Genomic DNA, 24,582 nt, shown 5'->3' on the forward strand with positions numbered 1-24,582 from the left:
TCGCGACATCATCGCCCCTGCCGGCGGGTACCGGTCAGACGACACGACGCTTGAGCTTGCGCCGTTCCCGCTCCGAGAGGCCGCCCCAGATGCCGAACCGCTCGTCGTTCTCGAGCGCGTACTCGAGGCACTCGGACCGCACGTCGCAGCCCGTGCACACCTTCTTGGCCTCGCGCGTCGAGCCGCCCTTCTCAGGGAAGAACGCCTCAGGGTCGGTCTGCGCGCACAGCGCGCGCTCCTGCCAGCCCATGATCCCGTCGTCTGCCGGCGTGCCGAAGAGGTTGAGGACGTTCGACGGCGCCTGCGTGGCCACAGCAGAACGGTCCGCGTCGGAGGGGAAGGATCCGTCGTCGTCGAGCAGATTCCACATGGGGTTCCTCCGTGCTCGATGGTGCGCGTTCGTGGACGGTGTCGTCGGACCGTGCGTCGATGCACGGCCTGAGTCGGTACGACGACCGTTTCCCGCTGCACATCCCGCCTGACCTGCACGTCGCGTGAAACGGTTCTCTGAAATTACACGCGTGTCGTTCGGGTTCGTCAAGCGGAGCTGTGCTACTCCGGGCGGTTTGTCGGGTGAAATGCAGAACGCTCTGCGTGTCGCGCCGCCGAAATGACGTCCTGACCAGGTTGAGGGCTCTGGGCGAGGTCGTCGGCCGACCCGAACCGCGCGACCGCCAGGGCTCCTACCAGCACCAACGAGAACGCCACAGCGGTGGCCGGAGCCCCGCCCGACGCGGGCCGGTCGCCCGCGAGAACCATGCCCAGCAACGCACCCAGGCACGTCTCGACACCGACCATCAGCGCGGTGACCGCCACCACCGGGGCGCGCTGCAGCGCGAGCGCGCCGAGGACCAGGCCGCAGGCGCCCGCACCCGCCATGACCCAGGCCACCGGGTCCCCCACGAGTGCAGCGGGGGCGAAGCCGGGCAGCGTGCGGGCCCCCACGGCGAGCAGCGCGAAGGCCATCCCGGCCAGGACCGCGAGCACACCTCCCGCCCGCGCGGGCCGACGGAGCCGCACCGCGAGCGCGGCCCCCACCACGACGACGACGAGACCGCCCACCAGCACCTGCCGGGTCGCCCCGGCGTCCACCACCGCAGGCTGCGGCCCGACCGACAGGGCCAGCACCACCAGCCCCGCGACGACCGTGCCCACCGCGGCCACCTCGACCCGGCGCAGCCGCGCCCCCAGCACCCACACCGACACGACCGCCGTGACCGCGAGGCTCGACGCGCGCCCCGCCTGCACCAGGAAGAGCGGCAGCGTCCGCAGCGCCACGAACGACAGCGCGAAACCTGCGGCGACCAGCACGAGAGCCATCAAGTAACGCGGGCTGCGGGCCAGCCGCACCACCAGCCCGACCTCGAGACCCTGCCCGACGGGAAGACGCCGGACCGCGACCGCCTGCAGCACGGTCGCCGTCCCGGAGCAGAGCGCGGCCGCGGCGACGCACAGCAGAGCAGGCAGCATGTTTTCCTTCGTTCCCCGCACGAGTGGCCCTGATCACGCCCGGAGGCACGCGGAAGTCCCTATGCTGCACGTTTGGCCGCTGCACCAGCGGCGCGCGGGGATCGGCGTGGCAGCGGGGGGCGTAGTGCACACAACGGACGAGAGCACCGTAGCGGGATCCACCCCCGTGGCAGCGCCCGAACGGCGATACCCCTGGGAGCGGGTGCTCGGCGCCTTCGTGCTCGTCACCGTCGCCCTGAGCGCGCTCGTCGCCTGGTCGGAGCAGTTCCGGCCGCCCGGCGACGAGTCGATCCTGCAGGGGCCGGCCTGGCTCGACGGGTGGTTCCAGTACGACGCGGGCTGGTACCACCACATCGCCACGGTGGGCTACGAGTACACGCCCGGGCAGCAGTCCTCGATCGCGTTCTTCCCCGTGTACCCCCTGAGCGTGCGGGCCCTCACGTCGCTGACCGGCGACACCCAGGTCGCCGGGTCGCTCCTCGCGGTCGCGGCCGGCGCCGCCGCGGTGGTGCTGTTCGGCCGATGGGTGTGGCCCCGCCTGCCCCGGCCCGCGGCGCTCACGGCGATCGCGCTGCTGATGCTCTACCCCTACGCGTTCTTCCTCTACGGCGCGATGTACGCCGACTCGCTGTTCCTGCTCTGCACCGTCGGGGCGTTCCTGCTGCTCGAACGCCGGTGGTACTGGGCGGCGGGTCTCGTGGGGGCGCTCGCGACCGCCGGACGCCCGGTGGGTGTGGCCGTGGCCGTCGGGCTGGTGGTGCGCACGCTCGAGCTGATCGCGCAGGACCGTGCGGCCCGGCGCGGGACCGTGCTCGTCGGGCGAGGCACGCCGGCGTGGCGCGAGCTCCTGACCGCCGTGCGCGACGTGCGCTGGCGTCACGTGGGCGTGCTGGTGTCGGGTGCCGGGCTCGCCCTGTGGTGCCTCTACCTGTGGGTCGACTTCGGCAACCCGCTCGCGTTCGTCGAGGTCGAGTCGGCTCCCGGCTGGAACCAGGGCGTCGGTCCGAAGACGTGGTTCAAGCTCGTCTACCTGGGCACCGTCGTGAAGGGCCCCTACGGCATCGCGGCCCTGCTGACCCTGCAGGCCCTCGCCTGCCTGTGCGCTGTGCTGCTGCTGCGCCGGGTGTGGCGCCGGTTCGGGTGGGGCTACGCGGCGTACACCGCCGTGGTGCTCCTCATCCCCATCCTCGGCACCAAGGACTTCATGGGCACCGGCCGCTACGTGCTGGTCGCGTTCCCCGTCATGGCCGCCGCAGGCGACCTGCTCACGACCACGCACCGTCGCTGGCTGCGACCGCTGGTGCTGGGCACCTGCGCGGTGCTGCTGCTCGTGCTGACCTCGCTCTACGGACGATCGGTGGCTGTCTCATGACCTCCCTCCTGCCTCCCCCCGAGACCTTCAAGAAGCTGTCGATCTTCTTCCCGATGTGGAACGAGGAGCTGTACATCCACCGTGCGGTCGGTGCCGCCGTGGAGATCTGCGAGCAGCTCGTCGCCGAGGAGCAGATCGCGGACTACGAGATCATCGTGGTCGACGACGCCTCGACCGACACGACGCCGCAGCTCGCGGACGCCCTCGCCGCAGCCGACCACCACGTGCGCGTGGTCCACCACCCGCACAACCGCAAGCTCGGCGGCTCGATCAAGAGCGGGCTCGCGGCCGCGACCGGCGACGTCGTGCTGTACACCGACGCCGACCTGCCGTTCGAGATGCTCGAGCTGGTCCGCGCGCTGCGCGTGCTGCGCACCTACGAGGCCGACGTCGTGAGCGCCTACCGCCTCGACCGCACCGGCGAGGGACCCCGTCGCGCCGTCTACTCGTTCTTCTACAACGGGCTGGTCCAGGCCATGTTCGGCACCCGGCTCCGCGACATCAACTTCGCGTTCAAGCTCTGCCGGCGCCAGGTGATCGACCACGTCGAGCTCGTCAGCGAGGGGTCGTTCATCGACGCCGAGCTCGTCATCCGGGCGCAGCGCTCGGGCTTCCAGATCCTGCAGATCGGCGTCGACTACTTCCCCCGCACCCGCGGGGTGTCCACGCTGTCGTCCTGGTCGGTCATCCGCACCATGGTCGGCGAGATGTTCCGGCTGCGCTCCGACCTGAAGCGGGTCGAACCGTTCCGCCGCGCCGGCGTCGAGACCCCTGCCGGCACGGGTGCCGAGGTCGCGTGAGCCGGCTGCTGATCGTCACGGCGGACGACCTCGGCCTCACGGCCGGCGTCAACCGGGCCGTGCAGCGCGCCCACCTCGAGGGGATCGTCACCGCGACGTCGCTGCTCGCCGTCGGCCGGGCGTTCGACGACGCCGCCACGATGCTGCGCGCCACCCCCACGCTCGAGCTCGGTGCACACCTCGCGATCGTCGGCGAGGACCCGCCGCTGCTGTCCCCGCGCGAGATCCCCACGCTCGTGGACCGGCGCGGGGCGTTCCCCCTCAGCTACCGCACCGTGGTCGCCCGCGGGCTCACCGGACGCCTCGACCCCGACGACGTGCGCCGCGAGCTGGGCGCCCAGCTCGAACGGGTGCTGTCCGTCGGCGTGCCCGTCACGCACGTCGACACGCACCAGCACACGCACCTGTGGCCCGCGGTCGGGGATGTCGTGGCCGACCTCGCGCGCGAGCACGGCATCGGGGCGGTGCGGTTGCCGCGGAGCCGAGCACGGGGGCCGGTCGGCCTCGGTGTCGGCGCACTGAGCCGGCTGACCGCCCGGCGCCTGAGCCGTCGGGGACTGCACCTGACCGACGACTACGCCGGGCTCGACGAGGCCGGCTCGCTCGACGTCTCGCGCTTCGCCGCCGCGCTGGCGTCGCTGCGCACCGGCGACGGGGCGAGCGCCGAGATCAACGCCCACCCCTCCGAGCCGGACGACCCCGACCTGGGACGGTTCGCCTGGGGGTACCGCTGGGGCGACGAGCTCGCGGGCCTGCTCGACCCTGCCACCCGGGACGTGGTCGCCGCCGCCGGGTACCGCCTCGGCGGGTTCGCCGACCTCGCTGTCGCAGCCTCCCACGACGAGGTCGCGGCCTCCCACGACGAGAAGGACCCGGGATGAGCCTGCTCGGCCGCCGACCCGACCACGCCGGGCGCGCCGCCCTCGACCTGTACCGCCGCTCCCCCGCCGGCGTCCGCGCCCACGTCACCGTGCGCTGGTGGAGCGCACCGTTCGCCGCCGTCAGCGCGGCGCTGCCCCGGACCGGGCGGATCCTCGAGATCGGCTGCGGGCACGGGCTCTTCAGCGCGTACGCCGCCCTCGACGCCCCCGGCCGCGAGGTGGTCGGCGTCGACATCGACACCGCCAAGATCGCGCACGGCACCGCCGCCGCCGGTGCGGTCGACCGGCTGGAGCTGCGGGTCGCCGAGTCCGGCGCCGTCCCCCCGGGCCCGTGGGACGCCGTGGTGTTCGTCGACGTGCTCTACCTGCTCCCCGCCTCCGAGCAGCGCCGGCTGCTCACCGAGGCGGTGGCACAGCTCGCCCCCGACGGGGTGCTGCTCGTCAAGGAGATGGGTGCCGAACCGCGCTGGAAGGTGCGGTGGAACACGCTGCAGGAGACGATCTCCGTCAAGGTGCTGCGGATCACCGAGGGCTCGTCGTTCGACTTCGTGCCCCCGTCGACACTGGCCCGATGGCTGACTGAGCTTGGGCTGACGGTGTCGCGGCACCGGCTCGACCGGGGGCGGGTGCATCCGCACCACCTCCTCGTCGCGCGCCGCGGATGAACGAGTGACAGGACCCTGGTCGAGCACTCGCGGGACACAAGCACGCCTCTTACTGTGGGCACACCGGTCGTTGCCGACCACGCGGATGAAGGTCCGCAGCACGTCGGTGCGGTAGCGGGCACGACGCGTCCCGGGAGGAACCGTGCCGAAGGATCTCCCGAGCGTCCCGGTGTCAAGATCCCGGGTGCCGCGTTCCGCCGCTCCTCCCCGCCACGGTGTCCCGCGACGCGCACACCTGCACGACGGGATGGTGGCGGTCCTGGTCGGAGTGCTGCTCTCGATCGTCGGCTGGCTGCGGTTGCCTGCCGTCGCGCGCGACACGCTGTGGGCCGAAGACGGACGTGTGTTCCTCTGGGACGCCTTCTACGCGCCTGCGTGGTCAACCCTTCTCCGCCCCTACGACGGCTACCTCCATCTCCTGCCGCGCTTCGCAGCCGAGCTCACAGTCCTGACCGCCGCTCCACCGTCCTACGCCACGGCCGTGTCCGCCGCAGCATGCCTGCTCGCGGGCGGCGCGGGGGCACTCGTCTACGTGTGCGCGCGGTCGGTCACCGACAACCCGTGGCTGCGTATCGCGTTCGCCGCCGTGACGCTGCTCGTCCCCGCCCTCCCCCTCGAGGTCTTGGGCAACCTCGCGAACGTGCACTGGTTCGCTCTGTGGCTGACGCCTTGGTTGCTCCTCTACCTCCCTGAGACGCGCGTCGGGGCGTGGCTGTTCGGCCTCGTCGCCCTGGCTTGTGCGCTCACCGAGATCCAGACGGCCTTCTTCGTCCCGCTCGTCCTCTGGCGATGGCGAGACCGCAGAGGATGGGTCATCCGGGCGGGGCTTCTCGTCGGGCTCGTCGCTCAGGTGCTCGGAGCACCGGACAGGGCCCCCAGAACTTCACCCGTGCCGGCGGCCGAGGACGTCATCTCCGGCTACCTCGTGAACGCCGTCCTGTCGCTGTGGTGGGGGTCAGAGGAAGCCATCACCCTGACCGTCATCCGGTTCGGATGGGGTGCAGCGGCGCTCGTGCTCGTCCCGTCGTGCGCAGCCCTCATCCTCGTGCTTCGTCGCGGCACGCCCACCCAGCGGCTCGCGGCCATCACCTTCCCCGCCGCGTCGGTGGTGCTGTGGAGCGCAGCGCTGCTGATCAGCAGACCCGAGGCGGGCTGGAGCAGGCCCGATGCCTCGTCAACCCGGGTACTCACCCTGCTGCGGTACGCAGTCGTCCCCTCCATGCTGCTTCTCGCCGCCCTGATCCTCGCGCTCACCGTCCTGCCCCGGCACCCGGGTGCGTACGCGGCAGCTGCCGTCGTCATGACGCCGTTGCTCGTTGCCGCCGTGACAAACTTCTCGCCCGCTCTGACCTCACGCAGCAACGGCCCTGAATGGGCGCCGGAGGTTCGCGAGGCTCTCGAGGAGTGCCGCGAGGACCCCACAGTCACCGCGCCGGCCCTGGCGGTCGCCCCGCCAGGGTGGACGTCTCGCGTGCCGTGCGAGCTGCTCGAGGAGGGCGGATGAGCGCAGGCGACCAGGTCGTGGATCGCCCCGCCTAGGCTGGGACGGTGACCCCGACGACCGTTGCCGACATCCTGCGCCTCATCACCCGCGAGCCAGGCCGCCCGAGGATCACGTGGTACGGGGACGGCGGCGAACGAGTCGAGCTCTCCGGCGCCGTGCTGGAGAACTGGGTGAACAAGACGGTGAATCTCCTCGTGGAGGAGTTCGACGTCGAACCCGGCACGCGCGTGCTGATCGACCTCCCCCCGCACTGGCGGACCGTGGTGTGGGCGCTTGCAGTGTGGCGGGCGGGGGCGTGCGTTGTGCTGAGTCAAGAAGGTGGGGCCACGGTCGAGGTCGATGCGATCGTCACTGACCGACCGTTGCATCATCTCGACATGACAGTCCCAATCGTGGCTGTCTCACTTCCGGCTCTCGCGCGGCGTTTCGACGGTGAGCTACCACCCGGGACGATCGACGCAGCATCGGCTGTGATGACCTACGGGGACGCGCTGGGGTGGGTACTTCCGGAGTCGCCGGCCCACCCCGCCCTGGCTACGGCGGCGACCGACCTCACACATGCCGACCTGAGCTCCGAGATGGCTGGGCCTTCGGCCTCCGCGCTCGGCCAGCAGCGCGTCCTCGTCCAGGCGAAAGACGATCGCGTCATCGGGACAGAAGAGTTCGCACGAGCGGCTCTCCGGATCCTGGCGAGTGGGGGATCACTCGTCGGGCTCGACCCTTCGCTCGTCACCTCGCATACTGCCACTCCCCAGCGATGGGAACGTCTCGTGAAGGATGAACGGATTACTACGACCCTTTGACCCCAGCTCGCATCGTCACAATCGACCAGGCCTCAGGGGACGTCGGCCTGGACCAGTACGCCACGGCCCTGAGCGGAGAGCATCCCTTCAGCGGCCGCAACAAACGCAGCATCGCCTCTGGTGAGCGTCAGCGAATCGACCTGCGACCGGACTGTGACCTCACCTGCGAGGCAGAGCAGCGTCCTCGGCCCTCGGCCGGGAAGCGGGTGGACGTCCTCGTCAGTCAGATCGGTCACCGAAAGTTCGAAGTCGTCGACAGGCGCGTAGAACACCCGAGTCGCGCCGTGGAAGACCTCCGGCGCGGTCCGGATGGGGGGCGCCGCGACGTAGTCGACGCAGGCGAGCAGCTCGGGCGTGTCGACGTGCTTCGATGTGAGGCCTGCCCTCAGAACGTTGTCGGAACTCGCCATGATCTCGATGCCCAAACCGCTCAGATACGCGTGGACTCCACCCGCCGGGACAAACAACGCCTCACCGGGCTGAAGACTGACGGGATTGAGCAGCAATGACGCAATGACACCCGGGTCACCTGGATAGGCTTTCGCCAGAAGCTCTACTGTCGAATCGGCCCGCGGCGAAGTCGAGCCTGATGCCAGCCGAGCTTCGCACTCCCGTGCCAGCGCCTCGACGTCACGCTCCGACGGGCGCGTCGCGGGATCGAGAAGGAACGTAAAGGCGGCTCGCACGCCAGAAGCTGACAGCTCGGCCGCCAGCAGCGCTCGGAGCTTCTTCGCCAGCGGGGCTGACAAGCCTGCGAACAGCTCAGCGGCCCGGCGCGGCGCCCGGAAACCGCACAACGCCTCGAACGGGGCCAGCGCAAGTACCAGTTCGGGCTTGTGGTTCCGGTCGCGGTAGTTCCGATTGTCGGCGTCGACCGGGATCCCGGCAGCATCCTCCCGGTCAAATCCTTCACGTGCACGAGCGACGTGAGGATGCACCTGGAGCGAGAGGGGCCGCTCGGGTGCGATGAGCTTGAGCAGATAGGGAAGCGCGTCGCCGAAGCGAGCCCGCACGTCGTCGCCCAGCGTCGCGGCGGGATCCGAAGCGATCAGGGAAGCCAGATCAGTGCATCCGAGGGGGCCTGCGACTGGAGACGGAGCGCTCAGATGCGCACCGAACCACAGTTCCGCAACCGGAGATGACCCCCGGGCCGATCCCAAGAGGTCCGGGATGGCGCGTGGCGATCCCCAAGCGTACGAGCGAGAGGTTCCCTCCAGCCTGTGCATCTTCTTCCACCTCCCTAGCCGAGCCACAGGCTATCCCGGCGAACGCGACACGCTGAAGTGGCGGCATGGGACGCCTGTCTCCCTAGATCTCGACCCCGGGCTGGTTCTCGATCCAGGTTGCGAGCCTGGTGACACCGTCACCGAGGGTGTACTCGGGTGACCAACCCAGCGCGTCTCGGGCGTGTGCGACATCCGCCCACGCGTGGCGCACATCACCCTGCCGGAACTGCCCTGTCACGTGAGGGGCGGGAGCCCCGTAGTGAGCCGCGATCAGTTCAGCCGCGGTTGCGATGGTCTGATGCTCTCCCGAGCCGATGTCGATGGGTCGAGGTCCTGGCGCTGGTGAGGTCGACGCGGCCACGACTGCACGCGCAACATCATCAATAAGTACGAAGTCTCGGCGGACCAGACCGTCCTCGTACAGTGGGATAGAGCGGCCGACCCTCGCGAGCCGGCAGAAAAGCGACATTATACCCGTGTACGGATTAATCAGCGACTGACCGGGGCCGTAGACGTTCTGCAGGCGCAGAATCACCGGCTCCACATTCACCGACTGTGCCCACGCGGCGACGATGTGCTCCTGGGCAAGCTTCGTCGCTCCGTAGACACTGACAGGTGCGGGATGTGTGGTCGCAGCGGACATCGCACACGGCTCGGCATCGGGAAAATCCCAGAGTGACTGCTCAAGGAGTCCGTTGCTCCGCTGGCCTGGGTAGAACACCGCCCCGTCGGCCGTCCGACTCCAGGCACCCTCGCCATACACCGCCCGGCTGCTTGTCAGTACGATGCGACTCGGCATCACACCGCTGCGCAGAAAGGCATCGAGCATCTGCGTGGTACCCACAACATTGGCTTCAGCGTGCCGGCTCGCCTCGGTCAGCGATTGACCGGTACCGGTCTCCGCCGCGAGATGGACAACAACATCTGGGCGGACGTCATCGAGTAGGGAGTCCCACAGCGCGGGCGACGTCACGTCCCCGACCACCAGCTCGACTCGATCGTCGAGGCCGTGTGGGCGATCGATTGATGGATGGATCTGCGGGTGCATGCAGTCAACTGCTACGACTCTGTCGAACGAGTGTGCGAGCAGCGGGGCCGACGCAGTGCCAATGAACCCGGCGCCACCCGTGACGAGCACCGTCCCGCCACGCTCGCCCGACACGCGACTTGTCGTTGGTGTAGACATCTCTCGCCTCTCTGTTCTCGTCAGCCGCCATCTCGCGACATGCGCGCGGTGCGTTTCGTCGATCGGTCGCATCGCGCCGAAGGAACCTTACAAGCGATGCGCACAGACCTCCACCGACCCGACGCGGGCGGGATGCCACACCAGACCAGAAGATGCGGCACACTGTCCCCATGTGCGCGCAACCTCAGACCAGCACGGCCTGTGGTCGTTCGCCGGGTGCGACGGTTCTATCTCCTAGAACCCAACGCTGCTACAACCATTCCATTCGCACCCCGGAGTCGAATCGGTGACTACGACATCAGCACCTGCGCGACCACGAACAAAGCCAAACGTCCAAGCATCGCCGTCTGCACGAATTGGCTTCTGGACCGGGGAACAGCTCAACCCCCGGCGAAACAGTCTCAACCTCATTCGTCTGATATTGGCGCTGGCCGTTCTATACCATCATTCGTGGCCACTCGGCGGATTTGAAGGTCACCCTCAAATCGGCGGAGTCGTGCTCGGCGGATGGGCCGTGTACGGATTCTTCTGTCTCAGTGGTTACCTCATCACTGCGAGCAGGCTCTCGCACCCTCTCGGCGAATATCTCATCCACCGCGCAGCCCGGATCCTTCCTGCGTTCTGGGTCTGCCTGGGGTTGACTGTGGCGGTTTTTGCACCGGTCGCCTATTTGCACGATCATGGAACTCTGAATGGATACCTCACAGGGCCCGGGGTCACTCCGCTCAACCACGTGCTTCTGAATTCCACGCTGCAGATCAATGCGTACGGCATCGGAGAGACGCTTTCAGCGAATCCCTACCCGACCGCGTGGAACGGCTCGCTCTGGACGCTCTACTACGAGTTCATCTGCTACCTCGCGGTCGGCGCACTCGCGATATCACCATTGTTTCGACGCAGCCTGGTGCCAGCATTGGCGAGCTTTTTCGCAAGCGTATTGCTGGTTGCAAACATTGAAACCGTCCTACCATATCTTCAAAACAATCCAGACGTTCGCAACATACTGACACTCATTCCGTTCTTTCTTGGCGGGTCTGTGATTCAGATGGCCAGAAGCCGTCTCCCCCTCCATTGGCTCGGGGCCGCACTTTCCGCAATCTGTACCGCGGCTTTGCTGGAACTTTCGAGCGAATGGGGACTCCAACTCGCCGCACCGTTGATCACATATGTCTTGCTGTGGATTGGGAAATCGGTCCCATCCCCGTCAGTCATTCGACGTCATGACGTCTCGTACGGCGTCTACATCTACGCGTTCCCGATACAGCAACTCCTCGCCAGCTTCGGTGCGCACCGGCACGGCGTCATCGCCTACACCGCCCTATCGGTGGTCCTGACAGCGCCATTTGCCGCCGCGAGCTGGATTCTCGTGGAACGTCCCGTCATGCGTCGGGCCCGGCGGTCGAGTCGACCAGCAACCCGTCAGGAACCAACTGAAAACCTGGTCGACGCGGCCCGGGTGCCACCGCGATGAAAGCAGCCGAGCGACCCGGGTCACAGCCGACCACGGTTGTGGCTGACGCCTCGCAGCCCAACAGGATGTCGATCCTCTCCCGGCTCTACCAACGATACAAGAAATTTGCACTCTTCCTTGTGGTCGGAGTCGTATCATTCGGCGTGGACGCTGGCCTCTTGGTGCTTCTCGCTGGGCCTGTCGGCATTCCTCCATGGCTCGCCGCGACGATATCTTTCTGGTTGAGCGTCCTGGCAAACTTCAGCCTCAATCGCGTGCTGTTCGGTACACGGGACGCCGACAAGCTACTGTCGCACTCCTTCAGATATGGCGTGCTTCTCGGAGCAAACTACTGCGTGACCCTTGCGGGGATTGAAGTTGCCCAGGCGGTGGGCCTAGGGCTCTTCATCGCCAAGACCGCAACCACCGCCGTGACCTCGATCTGGAACTACTTCCTGTACCGACATTGGGTGTTCAAATGACCAATACGCACCACGCCGTGATCGCACAATCTGGCGTCGATGCCGGCGCGCCATCCGGAAGGTCAGTGTCGGCTCGTCCGAGGCACGTCGGTGTCTACTCGACCGGCGTCGGCGTGCTCATCGCTGCGCTCACCGTCGCACTCCGGCATTTCGGGGTGCTGACTGGCCCGATCACACTGGCTCTCGTCATCGCGGTGGCGCTCGCGCTCCCGACGGCCAAGACGCTTTCAGGGCGAATCCTTCTCGCCGGGTTGATCGCGCTGGGCTGGTCCCAAACCCTCTGGTGGTGGCAGCTACCGTTCGATCGCGTGACAGCCTGCTTGGCACTTGGGTTCGGAATGGCCGCAGGATGGATCATCGCTCGGAAGATGCATTTGATGGGAAGTCGCCCTCTCATCCCCGACATCCGAGTTGTCGACGTGATCCCTCTACTCACTGCGGCGTTCGGCCTCTTTGCTTTCAAGCCCTGGATCACACGAGACGACGGAGTCTCAGCCCTCGCACTACTGCTACCCGGCTGGGACAACTCAGCACACTTCAATATGTTTCACATGACATGGTTGCACGGCAGCACCATTGACGCCATCACCCCGCCGACAGCGACAAATGACTGGCTCTACTTCAACTACCCACAGGGCTTTCACGCAACGGCCGCCTCGCTCGCGCAACTGATGTGGCCCGCCGCAAAGCACGACGTCTCGTCCTCGTTGATCGCCTACAACCGCATCACTGCCTTGCTTGTGACAGCGACTGTCGTGACTCTTGTCGCTGGCTTGTGCTCGATGCCGCGCCTCCGCAGCCGCTGGGACGTGGCGGCCCCCTTGGCGGCTGTAGTTTCGGCCGGGTTCTTCCTGGGCCCCGGCGCAACATCTGTTCAATCCGGTTTCGCGAGCTTCGTTGTGCCGTGCGCACTCATCGGCGCCTCGATGTTTGTGGTCGTCTCGATGTCCCGTGTTGCACAGCCGGTCTCGATGCTGGCGTTGTGCGGAGCGTTTCTAGGCGTAGCTCACGGCTGGATTCTCTTGCTGGTGCTTGCTTTCCCCGTCGCGGTTGCGTCACTACTGCCCATGACGAAAGATCGCTGGCGAGCGTCGCGGCACGCCTGGACGGCCACCGCGCTGATCATCGGAGCCACTGCATTCGGGATATTTCGAGCCGCCCGGCTCGTCCTCGGCGGAACGGGTGGGACCAGCCTGTCAGCACCTGGCGCCATCACCCCTCCGCCCGTGGGAATGGTCGTTGTCATAGCGACATCAAGCCTTGGTGCCGGGCTCATCGCAGTCGCTTTGCTCCGTAAGGGTGAGTTGGTCGACAAGGCGAACGCCTGGCAGGTCTCGACTCTCATCAGCATTTTGCCGATTTGCGTTGTGGTGGCGCACTACCTCACCTCGATCCAGATTCGAGATCACGGGACAGTGGGTTACTACTTCTGGAAGTTCCTTTTGGGCTCAGAACTGATTCTGTTGGCATTGCTTTCCCTCGCAGTTTCTCTTATTGTTCCGCACGAGATCGCAAAGAAAAAGCCGACGGGACGAGTGCTCACCGGGATCGGTGTTTGCGCCTTAAGTCTCGCCGGAACGCAACTCTACGGGTACAGTGGCCCCTCGTCGGTCGCGACCGGACTCGTCTCTACCGATACCACGACCATTGTGCAAGACAATTTCCGTCTCGCCCCAGACGCCATGGCCACCGCCGCATCCTCACTGCTGTCAGCAGCGAGGGTCCTAGAGAACTCGGGCATCGATTCAGCGTATCTTGAGACGGCACCGACTTCCATGGACCCCATCAACGCCCAGCAGTGGTATCTGTCTCTTCGGGGCGACTGGACGACCCAAGGTAATTTTGAGTCCGTGCTCCTTCAAGGCGGCCAGGACTCCGTGGAGACCACAATCCCCGTTGCTGAACGTTGGCTAAGTTCCCATTCGGGGACGCTGGTGATTTCTCCGTCGTTGCGCCAGGCGTTCCTCGACGACGCCCGTTTGGTTTCATATTCGGACCGGATCCGTGCATGGTCCTAGTCGTCGCTATCGTGCTACGGCCGAAGACGGCTCCTCATCGAGGGTCTTGTTGCCGCGGCACGTCGGTGGCCGGGTAGGGGTCGAGGCCTTCCGGCGGTGGAGTTCTTGCCCTGCCCATCGGGAAGACCTCGACGTGTCCGACGCTACCTTCGGCTGGCTTGCCCTGACCACGTCCAGGTTCGGGGTCGTCGCCATGGACAACTTCACGGGGGTTCAAGTCCGCGTCCAGCAAGGAGTTGCCCGACTTGGCGGCGGTGATAGATCCGTTTGCGTGGTCCGCATGTCAGGTGGCGGACCCGCACACCGGCGCTGACCTGCTCAGCGGCAAGCAGACTCGACACCTGGAGACGTTGTCGCAACCGATACACCAGCGCATGATCGAGGCCTACGGCGAGCCCGAGCAGCAGAGGGCGAGAGCTGATGGCCCGGCTGGTCGAGTCCATCAGCCATTGCGTGCAGAACGAGTTGATCACGCTCGGCCGAACCTTGAAGAAGCGTGCCCCTGAAGTGCCGGCCTCCTTCGAGCGCCGGCACCAGCGTTGGCCCCGCTGAGGCTGTCGACGGACACCTCGAAAGCCCGCGCGGGGCTGCCCTCGGCTTCCGCAACCTCACCAGCTACGTCACCCGATCACTCTCTTCTCCTTGCCGCACCACGTGGCAGTCAGGTGGCGTTCACCATCGGACCTACCGCACGTCGGCGGCCCCAGCAGAGGAGCGACGACGCAGTATCGACGTCACCCGCCACGATCGAGAACGGCGCAGCTCCGCTGCCGCGTGGATCAGCGAGTCATCAGACATCGCGACGTAGTTGCTGAACCGTACTCGTCGGGATGGCGCTGCCAGCACACCGGGTAGGCGCAGCGGTGCGCTCAGCCGCCACGACCTGGACTCAAGGATTTGGGCGATCTCGTTCAGATTCCGAGGGTCGGCTCCGGTGTGCCCTCCCCTGCTCGGCTCGGGCCGGAGCGCCGCCGCGTTCGCCGCCTCTCTGGCAGAGTCGCGCTCCGCCATGACTTCCCGGATTCGTGACGCCGAGCCCTCGGGCAGTATCAACGCGCGCGAGTCGAGCTTGCGCACGATTCGACCGTTGTTCCGATCCCACTCCCGCTGATGGTGCACGGTCCTTGACGACTCGCCGCGAACCCACCAGTGGTAGATGGACGTGATCTCGGGGCTGGACGCCACGCCCACGACCACTGCCGCGCGCATGATGAAGTCCCAGTCTTCGGTTGTCGTCAGCTCCGGGTCGAAGCGCATGCCGAGGTCGTGGAAGACTCCCCGCGGAAAAGCGATCGCCATGTTTGGCGTGAAATTGGCTCGCAGATGGTCGAAGATGTCGAACTCGGACGGATACAGTTTCTCGATTCCGCCAGCCGTCCGAATTCCGCTCTGACCATTGGTCTCGACTGCATCGATGTTCTGAAGCACTGCGACGGCACGCAGCATGCGCCCCGGCTCGCGGTCCGCCATCCGCCTGAATGTCTCAACCCAGTGCGCCAACGGAATGTCGTCGTCGTCAAGGATGACGATGTAGTGGCCCTGCGCGGCAGCGAAGCCTTGATTGAGGGGGGCGACACGGTTGCCGTGCTGGACCTTGATGAGGTGTGTGCGGTCACGCAAGCTCTTGGGCAGGTCCTCGATGACCCGCTCGACGCCGACCTGCTGCTGGACCTCGAGTCGATGACCCATGACGAGGACCTCGAAGTCGTCATCTGTTTGGCCAGCAAGGCATGTCAGCGCTTCGCGAAGGCAGTGGAGACGGCGCCCCTGAGTGCGCATCACTACAGAGAGGAACGGCCGCGCCGGGTTCCGCTCCGCGGTGTACACCAAGTTCTCGCTGACCGGCCCTGGGGCGACGGCCCACACGAACTGGTTGGTGCTCTCATCAGGTGCGGCTTCGCTGCGAAGACGGCGGAGGAGGTGGTGGAGCGTCGTTCCTGCTGCCAGCGCCGAGTGGCTGTCCGGGAAGTGCTGGTCACTGACCTCCAGGTCGACGTCGCGGCGGACTGTCCGGTACAGGCCACCGGCCGCAAGTTCGCGCTCAAGTGATCTAGCGCTGAAGAACCGGGTGTGCGTCGTGTCAAGGATGCCGGTCTCGGTGTACTGCCAGTCTCCAAGAGCCAGTTTGAAACCGATGTCCCTGTGCGTGACGTTCGGCACGCTGATCACTGCCGCGCATTCGTTGTCGAGGGCGAGCCGGCGGATGACTCGCAGCACACCCGTGACGTCATAGAGATGTTCGAGCGTGTCCAGCATCGAGATCGACGCCACACGTCGTCCTGCGATGATCTCGACGATGGCCAGCAGCGTTTCCTTCTCGGCGCCGAGCTCCAGATGATGTGCCTCGATACCCCGCTGCATCAGGGCGTCGACGGTCTCTCTGTCCGCGTCGACGCCGACGTAGACGAGGCCCGACGCCTCGGTGAGCGGCCCCGCGATCGCTGCGTGGCCGCACCCCAGGTCCAGGTGGATGGCCCCGTCTCCTGCTACGCCTCTCGGGATGACGTCGAGCAGCAGGTCGAGCGCGTGCCCATAGACGTTGTCATGCGCGAAAGCGTTCTCGTAGTTGGACATTTTCACAGCTCGAATCGGTGCTTGGCGTAGTAGCCGTTGTCGAAGACACCTATGCGATGGTCTCCATCGATGGCGTCAGGGATAGCGCCCTCCGCGAGCCTCGTTCGATATGCGCACGCGGCACGCTTCTGGTCTTCATCTCCGTGCGCTTCAAAGCCCGCGAGGATCCGCGTCACCAGGTCCGGACGGGACCACTTGTGCGCCAGGAGCAGCGCCGCCTCCGCCGAGTAGTACCGCTCGGCCGGCGTGGGGTCCCACGTCCCCGTCGAAGAGAGCCGCTTGTCATGCATCACAACAGCGTTCGGCTGGAAGACCACGCGAAGTCCGAGCAGCCTGACCTGCCAGGAGAAGTCCACGTCGTCGCAATACATGAAGAACGTTTCTTCGTCGAAACCTCCGATGTGACGAAAGACGTCCAGCGGGATCATGGCGCAGGCAGTCGCGGCCCACGAGGTGTCGCCAGTGACGGGGTCGTAGTCCTTCGGGTGCTCGAGCGGAAGCTGCTTCGCCTCACTCATGCCGGTTCCTGTGCGCGTGAATGGCTCGAGCAGGTGCTGGATGACCCGGGGGGCAACCACGATGTCGGGGTTGAGGATCAGCATGAACTCGAGATCGCAGTCCTCAGCAAGCCGGTTGTGGCCTCGAGCCGAGCCGAGGTTCTCACCGAACCACGCGTACCGCAGGTCGAGAATCCACCCAAACTTGGACCGCAGGGCCTCGAGGTCATGGTCTTCCAGACAACGTGCCGGAGAGCAGTCACCGTAAGTCACCACCACCCGCTTGCACACGCCGTCTTCCATGACTGCGAGTTCGGCAGACCTCGCAAGAGCCTCGAGCGCGCGCTCGATCGCCCTGACTGGCGTCTTGTAGAGCACCGACTGAACCCAGACGCTCGGCACCTGGTCCTTGATCAGCGGCGTCCTGCCGACCCACTCACCCTCAGCGACACCCTTGTCCCGCGCCACACAATCCCCTTTGCTCGGTGGCCGCGTCTCGCGTGCCTGTAGCGAACAACTTCGGAGCACCCTAGCCGAACCTGGCGCCCGACACGGACCGTCCAGGGCGTGTGTCCATTTGAGGTCCCAGGGAGGTGATCGCCGGGTGCCCCTCCTCCCGGGTTCCAGTTGCAGCAATCGTGTACCAATGCCGACGAGGGAAGACGCCTGGCGGGAAATGCCGCGCGAGCGCCTCGGGACCGACGATCGGACGGAGGGCCTGGACGCCAGGACCGCGACCCACCCCCCAGCAGGAGGCGCGTGAACCGCAAAGATGACCTGAATGGTTCCTTCGGCTGGGCGGCTCGCGGGGAGCAGGCCACATCATCGCCGGTCACGCGGCTGTTCGGCCACCAGCTACACCAGCACCGACGACCAGCCCGGGAGGCCCGGGCGGCGATCACCGTCGGGCAGCGCAGCCCGGGGCAGCGCGCGAACGGCTCGTGGCCGCCATCCACTTCCCCCGCCCGGGAGCCGCGCCCACATTTAGACGGTCCTGGCCGACCGGGCGTGTGACACCGGTCCGGTCAGCCCACACCCCGCGGCGACGACCATGTCGGCCGCCAAACGAGCGCACCATGATCGACCGAACCACCGGCGTCTCCCGTCATCCCCTGTCACCACCTGACGGCTAGGCCGAGTCCGTGACCAAGTGATACAGGCAGCCAAGGCGACCGCGCCACGTGTCGAGCCCGCGTGGGTGGTCCGCCGCGGGCCCCGCGGCGATTGCGGTTGCGTCGGACTTCTCGGGGATGACGACCTTGATGCCTCGGGCGACCTGAGCAACGCGTGGCCCGAGGATGTCGTCCAGTTCGTGGTCATCCCGCTACCTGGCGGTTGACTCGCGCCGATCGGCAGATTCCTGAGATTCGACCCGGCCCCGTGTCCCCGACCGAACGGCTCGCGCTGCAGGCCCCGCCACGGGACCCCGTCGATACCGGTAGGCGATCGCTTCGCCCACCCGCCGGATGTCCCCGACCGGATGCCCCCGTTGGCCCTGGTCCGAGGGCAGCAACTGCTCGATGCGAGCCCACTGCTCACTGCGAACACCCAAACGCGAAGACGACGTCACCCGCACCGACCCCGCGGGCCTCACCCGAGAAACGGGAGACACGTCCTAGCTGACTGCGAGAACCCCTTGAGCCGCCGCGTGCCATCGGTCTGCCCAATCGCCGATAGGAGCAACGCCGACCGCGTGCAGCGAACGGTGGTCAAGCACGGAGTAGGCCGGGCGAGGCGCCGCACTTGCGAAGGCGCCACTGGTAGTGGGCCGGACGATGGCGGGATCGAGGCCCGCCGCGACGACGATCTCCTGGGCGAACTCGTGCCACGACGTCTGGCCCGCCGAGGTCCCGTGGTAAATGCCGCTCGGCGCTCCGCCCTCGACGAGTCGAACCAACAGATCGGCGAGGTCCACCGTCCAGGTCGGCTGGCCCACCTGGTCGGCGACCACATCGAGCCCACCGCGCTCGGCAGCGACCCGCGCGATGGTCTTCGGGAAGCACTTGCCGTGGGCGCCGTAGAGCCACGCCGTGCGAACGATCAAGTGGTCCGGGTTCTCAGCGCGCACCGCCCACTCCCCTGCGGCCTTGGTGCGGCCGTATGCCGAGCGGGGGTCGATGGGCGCCATCTCCGCATACGGCGCGACACCTGCGCCGTCGAAGACGTAATCGGTGGAGATCTGCACGATCCGAGCGCCCCGTTCGGCGGCGGCTCTGGCCAACAGCGCCGGCCCGGTGGCGTTGAGGGCGAAGGCGCTGGCCTCGTGGGTCTCGGCGTCGTCGACAGCGGTCCACGCCGCGCAGTTGACCACCACGTCATGGCCCTGGACAGCGGCACGCACCGACGCCAGGTCGGTGATGTCCACGTGGTCCCGGTCGGTTGCAGTCACCTCAGCGCCGGCCTGCCGTAGCCGGCTCACGACGTCCTGGCCCAGCATCCCTGCTGCTCCTGTCACCAACCAGCGCACGACAACTCCTCACTTCGACGTCTCGACCGACCGCCAAGCGTAGCCGCGCCGTTAGGCTGACTCCGCAACAAGCGACGTGAGGAGACAACACAGTGCAGTTCCGCGAGCTCAAGGTTCCCGGGGCGTGGGAGATCACGCCGCAGCAGTTCGGCGACCCCCGAGGCGTCTTCCTGGAGTGGTTCAAGGAGAGCGCCTTCGTCGATGCGGTCGGACACCCCCTCGACCTCCAGCAGGCCAACTGTTCCGTGTCGGCCGCAGGCGTGCTCCGCGGGATCCACTTCGCCGATGTCCCGCCCGGTCAGGCGAAGTACGTCACGTGCCCGAAGGGTGCCGTGCTCGACGTCGCCGTCGACATCCGGGTGGGCTCGCCTACCTTCGGCCAGTGGGACGCCGTCCTGCTGGACGATGTCGACCGTCGCGCCATCTATCTCTCCGAGGGCCTCGGGCATGCATTCCTGTCGCTCGAGGACGATTCGACAGTTGTCTACCTGTGCTCCACGGGCTACTCCCCCGGCCGCGAGCACGGCGTGCACCCCCTCGACCAGGAGATCGGCATCGACTGGCCGACGACAGCCCGCGACGGCAGCCCGCTGTCGCCGCAGCTCTCCGACAAGGACCTGGCTGCCCCGACGCTGCGCCAGGCCCGGGAGGATGGGCTGCTGCCGACCATGGACGAGGTGCGCAACCACGTCGCCCACCTCAAGAGCCAGGCGCAGGGCGGAACACCGGCTCGCTGACCCGCCGATGCCGGAGCCGCTTGCTGGCAGACTGTGCGCCATGCGCGGAATCATCCTGGCCGGCGGATCCGGTACTCGTCTGAACCCGATAACCCTCGGCGTGAGCAAGCAGCTCGTCCCCGTCTACGACAAGCCGATGATCTACTACCCGTTGTCGACGCTGATGGCGGCGGGCATCGAGGACGTCCTGATCATCACCACGCCCCACGACGCCGAGCAGTTCCACCGCCTGCTAGGCGACGGCTCCCAGTTCGGCATCTCCATCAGCTACACGGTGCAGGCCGTCCCCAACGGACTGGCGCAGGCGTTCGTCCTCGGGGCTGACTTCGTGGGCAACGACTCCGCTGCCCTCGTCCTCGGCGACAACATCTTCTACGGCCCCGGCCTGGGCACCCAGCTCCAGCGCTTCGAGCAGATCGACGGCGCCGCGGTCTTCGCCTACCGGGTGGCTGACCCGACGAGCTACGGCGTCGTCGAGTTCGACCAGAGCGGCCGCGCGCTCTCGCTCGAGGAGAAGCCGAAGCACCCGAAGTCGGACTACGCCGTCCCCGGGCTGTACTTCTACGACAACGACGTCGTGGCGATCGCGAGGGACCTCGAGCCGTCGGCTCGCGGCGAGTACGAGATCACCGACGTCAACCGCCACTACCTCGACGCAGGGAAGCTGCAGGTCGAGGTCCTGCCGCGCGGTACGGCGTGGCTCGACACGGGCACGTTCGACTCGCTGCTCGAGGCCTCCGACTACGTTCGCACCATCGAGCACCGTCAGGGCCTGAAGATCGGGGCGCCCGAGGAGGTCGCCTGGCGACGAGGGCTCCTCACCGACGACGAGCTCCGGGCTCGCGCCGAACCCCTGGTCAAGTCGGGCTACGGCACCTACCTGCTGGACCTGCTCAAGCGCCAGCAGTAGGGGCAAGGAGCATCGCCGGGTGCTCGGCCCGCCGCTCGGGCATCCGGCGCTCCTCTGCTCACACAGATCTGGGCTGCTGGCCGCCGCCCTGTCCGCCGGGGTGACCCCCGGCTCGCTGGATCGCGGCCTCGTACGCCGTGAGATGGGCGTCGGCGGCCGCGGCCCAGGTGAATCGGGCGGCACGCTCCACCGCGGCGCCGGCCAGTTCGTGGCGCCTGTCCTTGTTCGCGAGCAGCTGAGCGAGCGCGGCGGCGATCGAGCCTGCGTCCGTCTCGGTGTACTCCACCGCGTCGCCGCCGACCTCGGGCAGCGACAGCCGACGGCTGGTGAGGACCGCCGCTCCGCACGCCATCGCCTCGAGCACCGGGAGGCCGAAGCCCTCGCCCAGGCTCGGATAGGCCACGACCTCTGCTCCGCCGAGGAACCCGGCGAGGTCGGCGAGCGGCAGGTAGCCGGGCCGGACCACCTGCAGCCCCTGTGGCACCGCGTCGATCGCAGGCTGGACGCCGTCGTCCCAGCCAGGGCCGCCCGCGAGGACCAGGGCGGGCGGGTCGACGAGCCCCGACGCGACCTCCACCCACGCCTCGATCAAGGCGGGGACGTTCTTGCGGGGCTCGAGCGTGCCGAGGAATGCGACGTACGGTCGACCCTCGAGGCCCAGCGTGCGGGCCACGCGTTCCTGCTCCGATGCCGCCACCGGGTGGAAGACCTCGGGATCGACCCCGTGGTGCGCCACGAAGAACTGCTCGGCGCGGCCACCGGCGTGGCGTACGACCTCGTCCCGGGTCGCCCTGGACGGCACGACGAGAGCGTCTGCATGGCGCACCGCGAGCCACGTGGCTCCGCGGAAGAACGAGGTCTTGACCGCGCTGTGGACGTCCCGGTCGCTGAAGAACGTGGCGTCGTGCAGCGTGACCACGCGCGCGCCGGGGCTGAGCAACGGGCTCGTGTAGTGCGGGCTGTGGACGACATCCACCCGTAGCTTGCGCGCCAGCAGGGGCAGGCCGGTCTGCTCCCACGCCAGTCGCACGGCGCGCCGCTCGATCGCTCGTGGTGCGGCGACGACCCGGGCGCCCGGGAGCGCGGCCTCCATCAGGTCGACGTCGCGGACCTGGCACACGACGACGAGCTCCACGTCCCGGTCGGCCAGCGCGCGCAACAGCTCGTCGACGTAGCGCCCCACCCCACCTCGGTCGGTGGGGATGGCCGTCGCGTCTACAAGAACTCTCATCTCACCCCTGCCGAGCGTGTCCAGGACCGAGCGAGCCTAACGCGGATCGGCGACACGGTTCTGGTGGGTAGTGTTCAGTCCCGCACGGGCCGGCCAGCGCCGACCGCCGACCTCCTCGCTCGAACGAAGGGCCCTCGATCCGGGACATGAGCACTCTGCCGCGCGTGACCGCCCTGATGCTCGCGTACGGCGCAGAGCCCTATCTCCACGACGCGGTCGAGGCGGTGCTGGCGAGCGCGGGAGTTGAGATCGACCTGGTGCTCGTGGACAACGGGTGCACCACGGACGCCGTACGCCATCTCCCCGACGACCCACGGATCGCCCTGCTCGTCCCTGCGGAGAACCTCGGCTTCACCGGGGGGATGAACCTCGCGGCGAGTCGAGCGGGTGGAGACTTCCTCCTGCTGGTCAACAGCGATGCGGTTGTCGACCCGAATGCCGCACGCGAGCTGGTCGGCGCGCTCGCTGTGCCGGGAGTCGGCGTTGCGGGCGGAAGCGTACGGCTGGCCGATGAGCCTGACTTGGTGAACTCGGTAGGCAACCCGCTGCACATCCTTGGCCTGAGCTGGGCAGGCAGCATGGGCGAGCCGGCCGCGCAGCACGCGACGCGTCAACCGGTGGCGTCAGCGAGCGGCGCGTGCATGGCACTGAGCCGGTCGCTGTGGGAGAGCCTCGGCGGTCTCGTGGAGCCGTTCTTCGCCTACGCCGAGGACCTCGAGCTGTGCTGGCGCTGCTGGCAGCGGGGACTGCGGGTCGAGTATGTGCCGACGGCGGTGGCTGTCCACCACTACGAGTTCAGCCGCACACCGCTCAAGATGTACCTCGTCGAGCGCAACCGCCTGGCCTTCGTGCTCACCTGCTACGGCGGTCGTACGCTGCTGCTCCTCGCGCCCGTGCTGATCGCCTTCGAGCTCGCGCTGGTCGCGGTCGCCGCGAAGCAGGGGTGGCTCCGGCAGAAGGTCCGCGGGTGGTGGTGGCTGGTGACCCATGCCCGCTGGATCCGCGCACGTCGCGCGGAGGTCCAGCGAGATCGTCGCGTCTCCGACCGCGAGCTCGCCGACCTGATGACCGATCAGTTCGACCCTGCCCAGTTCGCGCTGCCGGTGGGCTCTCACCTCCTGCAAGAGGCGCTCGCGCGATACTGGCGCTCGGTCCGTCGCGCCCTGTAGGCCGACGTGACAACCGGAGGAGGAATACCTGCTGTGACCCTCGAAGTTGCCCTGACCGCCGAGCAGTGCTGGCAGCCCGTGCCTGGAGGCTCCGGCACATACGTCGTCGAACTCGTCCGTGGCCTGGCCGAGGTCCAGGGCATTCAGGCCACCGCACTCGTCGCCGCCCATCGGACGAGCACCGCCCACGACGGCCGGGTCGACGCTCCGGTGCGTCGAGCACCACTCCCTCGTCGTCTGCTCTACCCCGCGTGGAACCATCTCGGCCTGCCACGTGCCGAGTGGCTGGCTCGCGGCAGCGACGTCGTGCACGCCACCACGTGGGCCGTCCCACCGACCGTGCGCCCGCTGGTCGTGACGGTCCACGACCTCGCGTTCCTCCGGTCGCCCGAGCACTTCACCGCGCACGGGAACGCGTTCTTCACGCGAGCCCTCGAGCGGGTCCGGCGTGAGGCGGATCTGCTCATCGTCCCGTCGCAGGCCACGGCAGACGACTGCGTCGCGGCAGGGCTGCCAGAGGACCGCATCAGGATCGTCCCGCACGGTGTACGGATCCTCGCAGCCGCGCCCGACGAGGTCGCCGGGTTCCGGCGTCAGCACGACCTGCGCCGTGACTACGTCATGTGGTGCGGGACGGTCGAGCCGCGCAAGAACCTCCCCGTGCTGCTCAAGGCCTACTCGCTGGCCGCCGAGCGGGGCCTGGACGCTGACCTCGTCCTCGTGGGGCCACGAGGCTGGGGCGGCCCCGAGTCGGGGATCGGATCTGCCGAGGCGACGCCCCCGGGCGTCCGGTACCTGGGCCGGCTCGACGAGGTGGACCTCCACCGGGCGTATGCCGGGTCGCGCGCGTTCTGCTTCCCCTCCCTCTGGGAGGGCTTCGGGATGCCCGTCCTCGAGGCGATGGCCCACGGTGTCCCGGTCGTCACCTCTCGGGGGACGTCGATGGAAGAGATCGTCGGTGGCGCCGGGCTGCTCGCCGACCCGAACGACCCCGACGAGCTCGCCCAGCGCCTGCTCGAAGCCTGCGGCGCGTCGCACGACACGCTCGCCTCGTCGGCGCTGTCCCGCTCCCGCCACTACACGTGGGAGGCAGCGGCCGAGGCCACGGCCGCGGTCTACCGTGAGGCGTCAGACGGCTGA

The 24,582-nt window shown here is 67.7% G+C and carries 22 protein-coding genes; 13 read left to right on the forward strand and 9 right to left on the reverse strand.

Features of this window, described 5'->3' with window-relative positions; translation table 11 throughout:
• Positions 1 to 34: 34 nt before the first annotated feature.
• Both ACGIF2_RS06440 and ACGIF2_RS06445 read right to left on the reverse strand, forming a co-directional pair.
• Positions 35 to 370: a WhiB family transcriptional regulator gene (locus ACGIF2_RS06440; RefSeq protein WP_396044701.1), complete on the reverse strand. Its 336-nt coding sequence runs from the start codon at positions 368 to 370 to the stop codon at positions 35 to 37.
• A gap of 182 nt (positions 371 to 552) precedes the next feature.
• Positions 553 to 1,470 carry a hypothetical protein gene (locus ACGIF2_RS06445; RefSeq protein WP_396044703.1) on the reverse strand — a complete coding sequence of 306 codons (918 nt, stop codon included), beginning with the start codon at positions 1,468 to 1,470 and terminating at the stop codon, positions 553 to 555.
• Positions 1,471 to 1,636: 166 nt separating this feature from the next.
• On the opposite strand from ACGIF2_RS06445, the gene ACGIF2_RS06450 reads away from it, so the two are divergent.
• The 6 genes from ACGIF2_RS06450 (at position 1,637) to ACGIF2_RS06475 (ending at position 7,495) form a co-directional block, all read left to right on the forward strand.
• Positions 1,637 to 2,842, forward strand: a complete 1,206-nt coding sequence (locus tag ACGIF2_RS06450; RefSeq protein ID WP_396044705.1) for a hypothetical protein — start codon at positions 1,637 to 1,639, stop codon at positions 2,840 to 2,842.
• On the forward strand, positions 2,839 to 3,642 hold the full coding sequence (locus ACGIF2_RS06455; RefSeq protein ID WP_396044707.1) for a glycosyltransferase family 2 protein: 804 nt from the start codon (positions 2,839 to 2,841) through the stop codon (positions 3,640 to 3,642). The genes ACGIF2_RS06450 and ACGIF2_RS06455 overlap by 4 nt, the downstream gene beginning before the upstream one ends.
• A complete protein-coding gene (locus ACGIF2_RS06460; protein WP_396044709.1) occupies positions 3,639 to 4,523 on the forward strand; it encodes a ChbG/HpnK family deacetylase in 885 nt (294 codons plus the stop codon). The genes ACGIF2_RS06455 and ACGIF2_RS06460 overlap by 4 nt, the downstream gene beginning before the upstream one ends.
• Positions 4,520 to 5,188 (forward strand): class I SAM-dependent methyltransferase, encoded by a 669-nt coding sequence (locus ACGIF2_RS06465; protein WP_396044711.1) that lies wholly within the window; start codon positions 4,520 to 4,522, stop codon positions 5,186 to 5,188. Before ACGIF2_RS06460 ends, ACGIF2_RS06465 begins: the two co-directional genes overlap by 4 nt.
• Positions 5,189 to 5,438: 250 nt before the next feature.
• Positions 5,439 to 6,692 carry a hypothetical protein gene (locus ACGIF2_RS06470; protein ID WP_396044713.1) on the forward strand — a complete coding sequence of 418 codons (1,254 nt, stop codon included), beginning with the start codon at positions 5,439 to 5,441 and terminating at the stop codon, positions 6,690 to 6,692.
• 44 nt (positions 6,693 to 6,736) lie between these two features.
• A complete protein-coding gene (locus ACGIF2_RS06475; RefSeq protein ID WP_396044715.1) occupies positions 6,737 to 7,495 on the forward strand; it encodes a TIGR03089 family protein in 759 nt (252 codons plus the stop codon).
• A gap of 32 nt (positions 7,496 to 7,527) precedes the next feature.
• On the opposite strand, the gene manA is transcribed toward ACGIF2_RS06475, so the two are convergent.
• Both manA and ACGIF2_RS06485 read right to left on the reverse strand, forming a co-directional pair.
• On the reverse strand, positions 7,528 to 8,721 hold the full coding sequence (gene manA / locus ACGIF2_RS06480) for a mannose-6-phosphate isomerase, class I (protein ID WP_396044717.1): 1,194 nt from the start codon (positions 8,719 to 8,721) through the stop codon (positions 7,528 to 7,530).
• Between the two features lie 82 nt (positions 8,722 to 8,803).
• Positions 8,804 to 9,907, reverse strand: a complete 1,104-nt coding sequence (locus ACGIF2_RS06485; protein WP_396044719.1) for an NAD-dependent epimerase/dehydratase family protein — start codon at positions 9,905 to 9,907, stop codon at positions 8,804 to 8,806.
• 286 nt (positions 9,908 to 10,193) lie between these two features.
• Here ACGIF2_RS06485 and ACGIF2_RS06490 point away from each other — a divergent pair, with 286 nt between their 5' ends.
• The 3 genes from ACGIF2_RS06490 (at position 10,194) to ACGIF2_RS06500 (ending at position 13,857) form a co-directional block, all read left to right on the forward strand.
• Complete coding sequence (locus tag ACGIF2_RS06490) at positions 10,194 to 11,378, forward strand: acyltransferase family protein (protein WP_396044721.1); 1,185 nt, start codon at positions 10,194 to 10,196, stop codon at positions 11,376 to 11,378.
• 65 nt (positions 11,379 to 11,443) lie between these two features.
• The gene (locus tag ACGIF2_RS06495) at positions 11,444 to 11,839 is read left to right on the forward strand and encodes a GtrA family protein (protein ID WP_396044723.1); all 396 of its coding nucleotides are present in this window, start codon (positions 11,444 to 11,446) and stop codon (positions 11,837 to 11,839) included.
• Entirely contained in the window at positions 11,836 to 13,857 is a 2,022-nt protein-coding gene (locus tag ACGIF2_RS06500; protein ID WP_396044725.1) for a hypothetical protein, read from the forward strand. Before ACGIF2_RS06495 ends, ACGIF2_RS06500 begins: the two co-directional genes overlap by 4 nt.
• A gap of 203 nt (positions 13,858 to 14,060) precedes the next feature.
• On the opposite strand, the gene ACGIF2_RS06505 is transcribed toward ACGIF2_RS06500, so the two are convergent.
• The 4 genes from ACGIF2_RS06505 to rfbD all read right to left on the reverse strand — a co-directional run bounded on the left by ACGIF2_RS06505 (position 14,061) and on the right by rfbD (position 19,395).
• Entirely contained in the window at positions 14,061 to 14,330 is a 270-nt protein-coding gene (locus tag ACGIF2_RS06505) for a hypothetical protein (RefSeq protein ID WP_396044727.1), read from the reverse strand.
• Between the two features lie 211 nt (positions 14,331 to 14,541).
• Positions 14,542 to 16,431 (reverse strand): methyltransferase domain-containing protein, encoded by a 1,890-nt coding sequence (locus tag ACGIF2_RS06510; RefSeq protein WP_396044729.1) that lies wholly within the window; start codon positions 16,429 to 16,431, stop codon positions 14,542 to 14,544.
• Between the two features lie 2 nt (positions 16,432 to 16,433).
• Entirely contained in the window at positions 16,434 to 17,396 is a 963-nt protein-coding gene (locus ACGIF2_RS06515; protein WP_396044731.1) for a glycosyltransferase family 2 protein, read from the reverse strand.
• Positions 17,397 to 18,543: 1,147 nt separating this feature from the next.
• On the reverse strand, positions 18,544 to 19,395 hold the full coding sequence (gene rfbD, locus ACGIF2_RS06520; protein WP_396044733.1) for a dTDP-4-dehydrorhamnose reductase: 852 nt from the start codon (positions 19,393 to 19,395) through the stop codon (positions 18,544 to 18,546).
• Between the two features lie 92 nt (positions 19,396 to 19,487).
• Here rfbD and ACGIF2_RS06525 point away from each other — a divergent pair, with 92 nt between their 5' ends.
• Both ACGIF2_RS06525 and rfbA read left to right on the forward strand, forming a co-directional pair.
• On the forward strand, positions 19,488 to 20,132 hold the full coding sequence (locus ACGIF2_RS06525) for a dTDP-4-dehydrorhamnose 3,5-epimerase family protein (protein ID WP_396044735.1): 645 nt from the start codon (positions 19,488 to 19,490) through the stop codon (positions 20,130 to 20,132).
• A 40-nt stretch (positions 20,133 to 20,172) separates the two neighbouring features.
• On the forward strand, positions 20,173 to 21,042 hold the full coding sequence (gene rfbA / locus ACGIF2_RS06530) for a glucose-1-phosphate thymidylyltransferase RfbA (RefSeq protein ID WP_396044737.1): 870 nt from the start codon (positions 20,173 to 20,175) through the stop codon (positions 21,040 to 21,042).
• 58 nt (positions 21,043 to 21,100) lie between these two features.
• On the opposite strand, the gene ACGIF2_RS06535 is transcribed toward rfbA, so the two are convergent.
• Positions 21,101 to 22,273, reverse strand: a complete 1,173-nt coding sequence (locus ACGIF2_RS06535; protein WP_396044739.1) for a glycosyltransferase family 4 protein — start codon at positions 22,271 to 22,273, stop codon at positions 21,101 to 21,103.
• A gap of 146 nt (positions 22,274 to 22,419) precedes the next feature.
• Here ACGIF2_RS06535 and ACGIF2_RS06540 point away from each other — a divergent pair, with 146 nt between their 5' ends.
• Positions 22,420 to 23,442, forward strand: coding sequence for a glycosyltransferase family 2 protein (locus ACGIF2_RS06540; RefSeq protein WP_396044741.1), 1,023 nt, complete (start codon positions 22,420 to 22,422; stop codon positions 23,440 to 23,442).
• Between the two features lie 33 nt (positions 23,443 to 23,475).
• A complete protein-coding gene (locus ACGIF2_RS06545; protein ID WP_396044743.1) occupies positions 23,476 to 24,582 on the forward strand; it encodes a glycosyltransferase family 4 protein in 1,107 nt (368 codons plus the stop codon).

The organism is Cellulomonas sp. P22, from assembly GCF_044392165.1.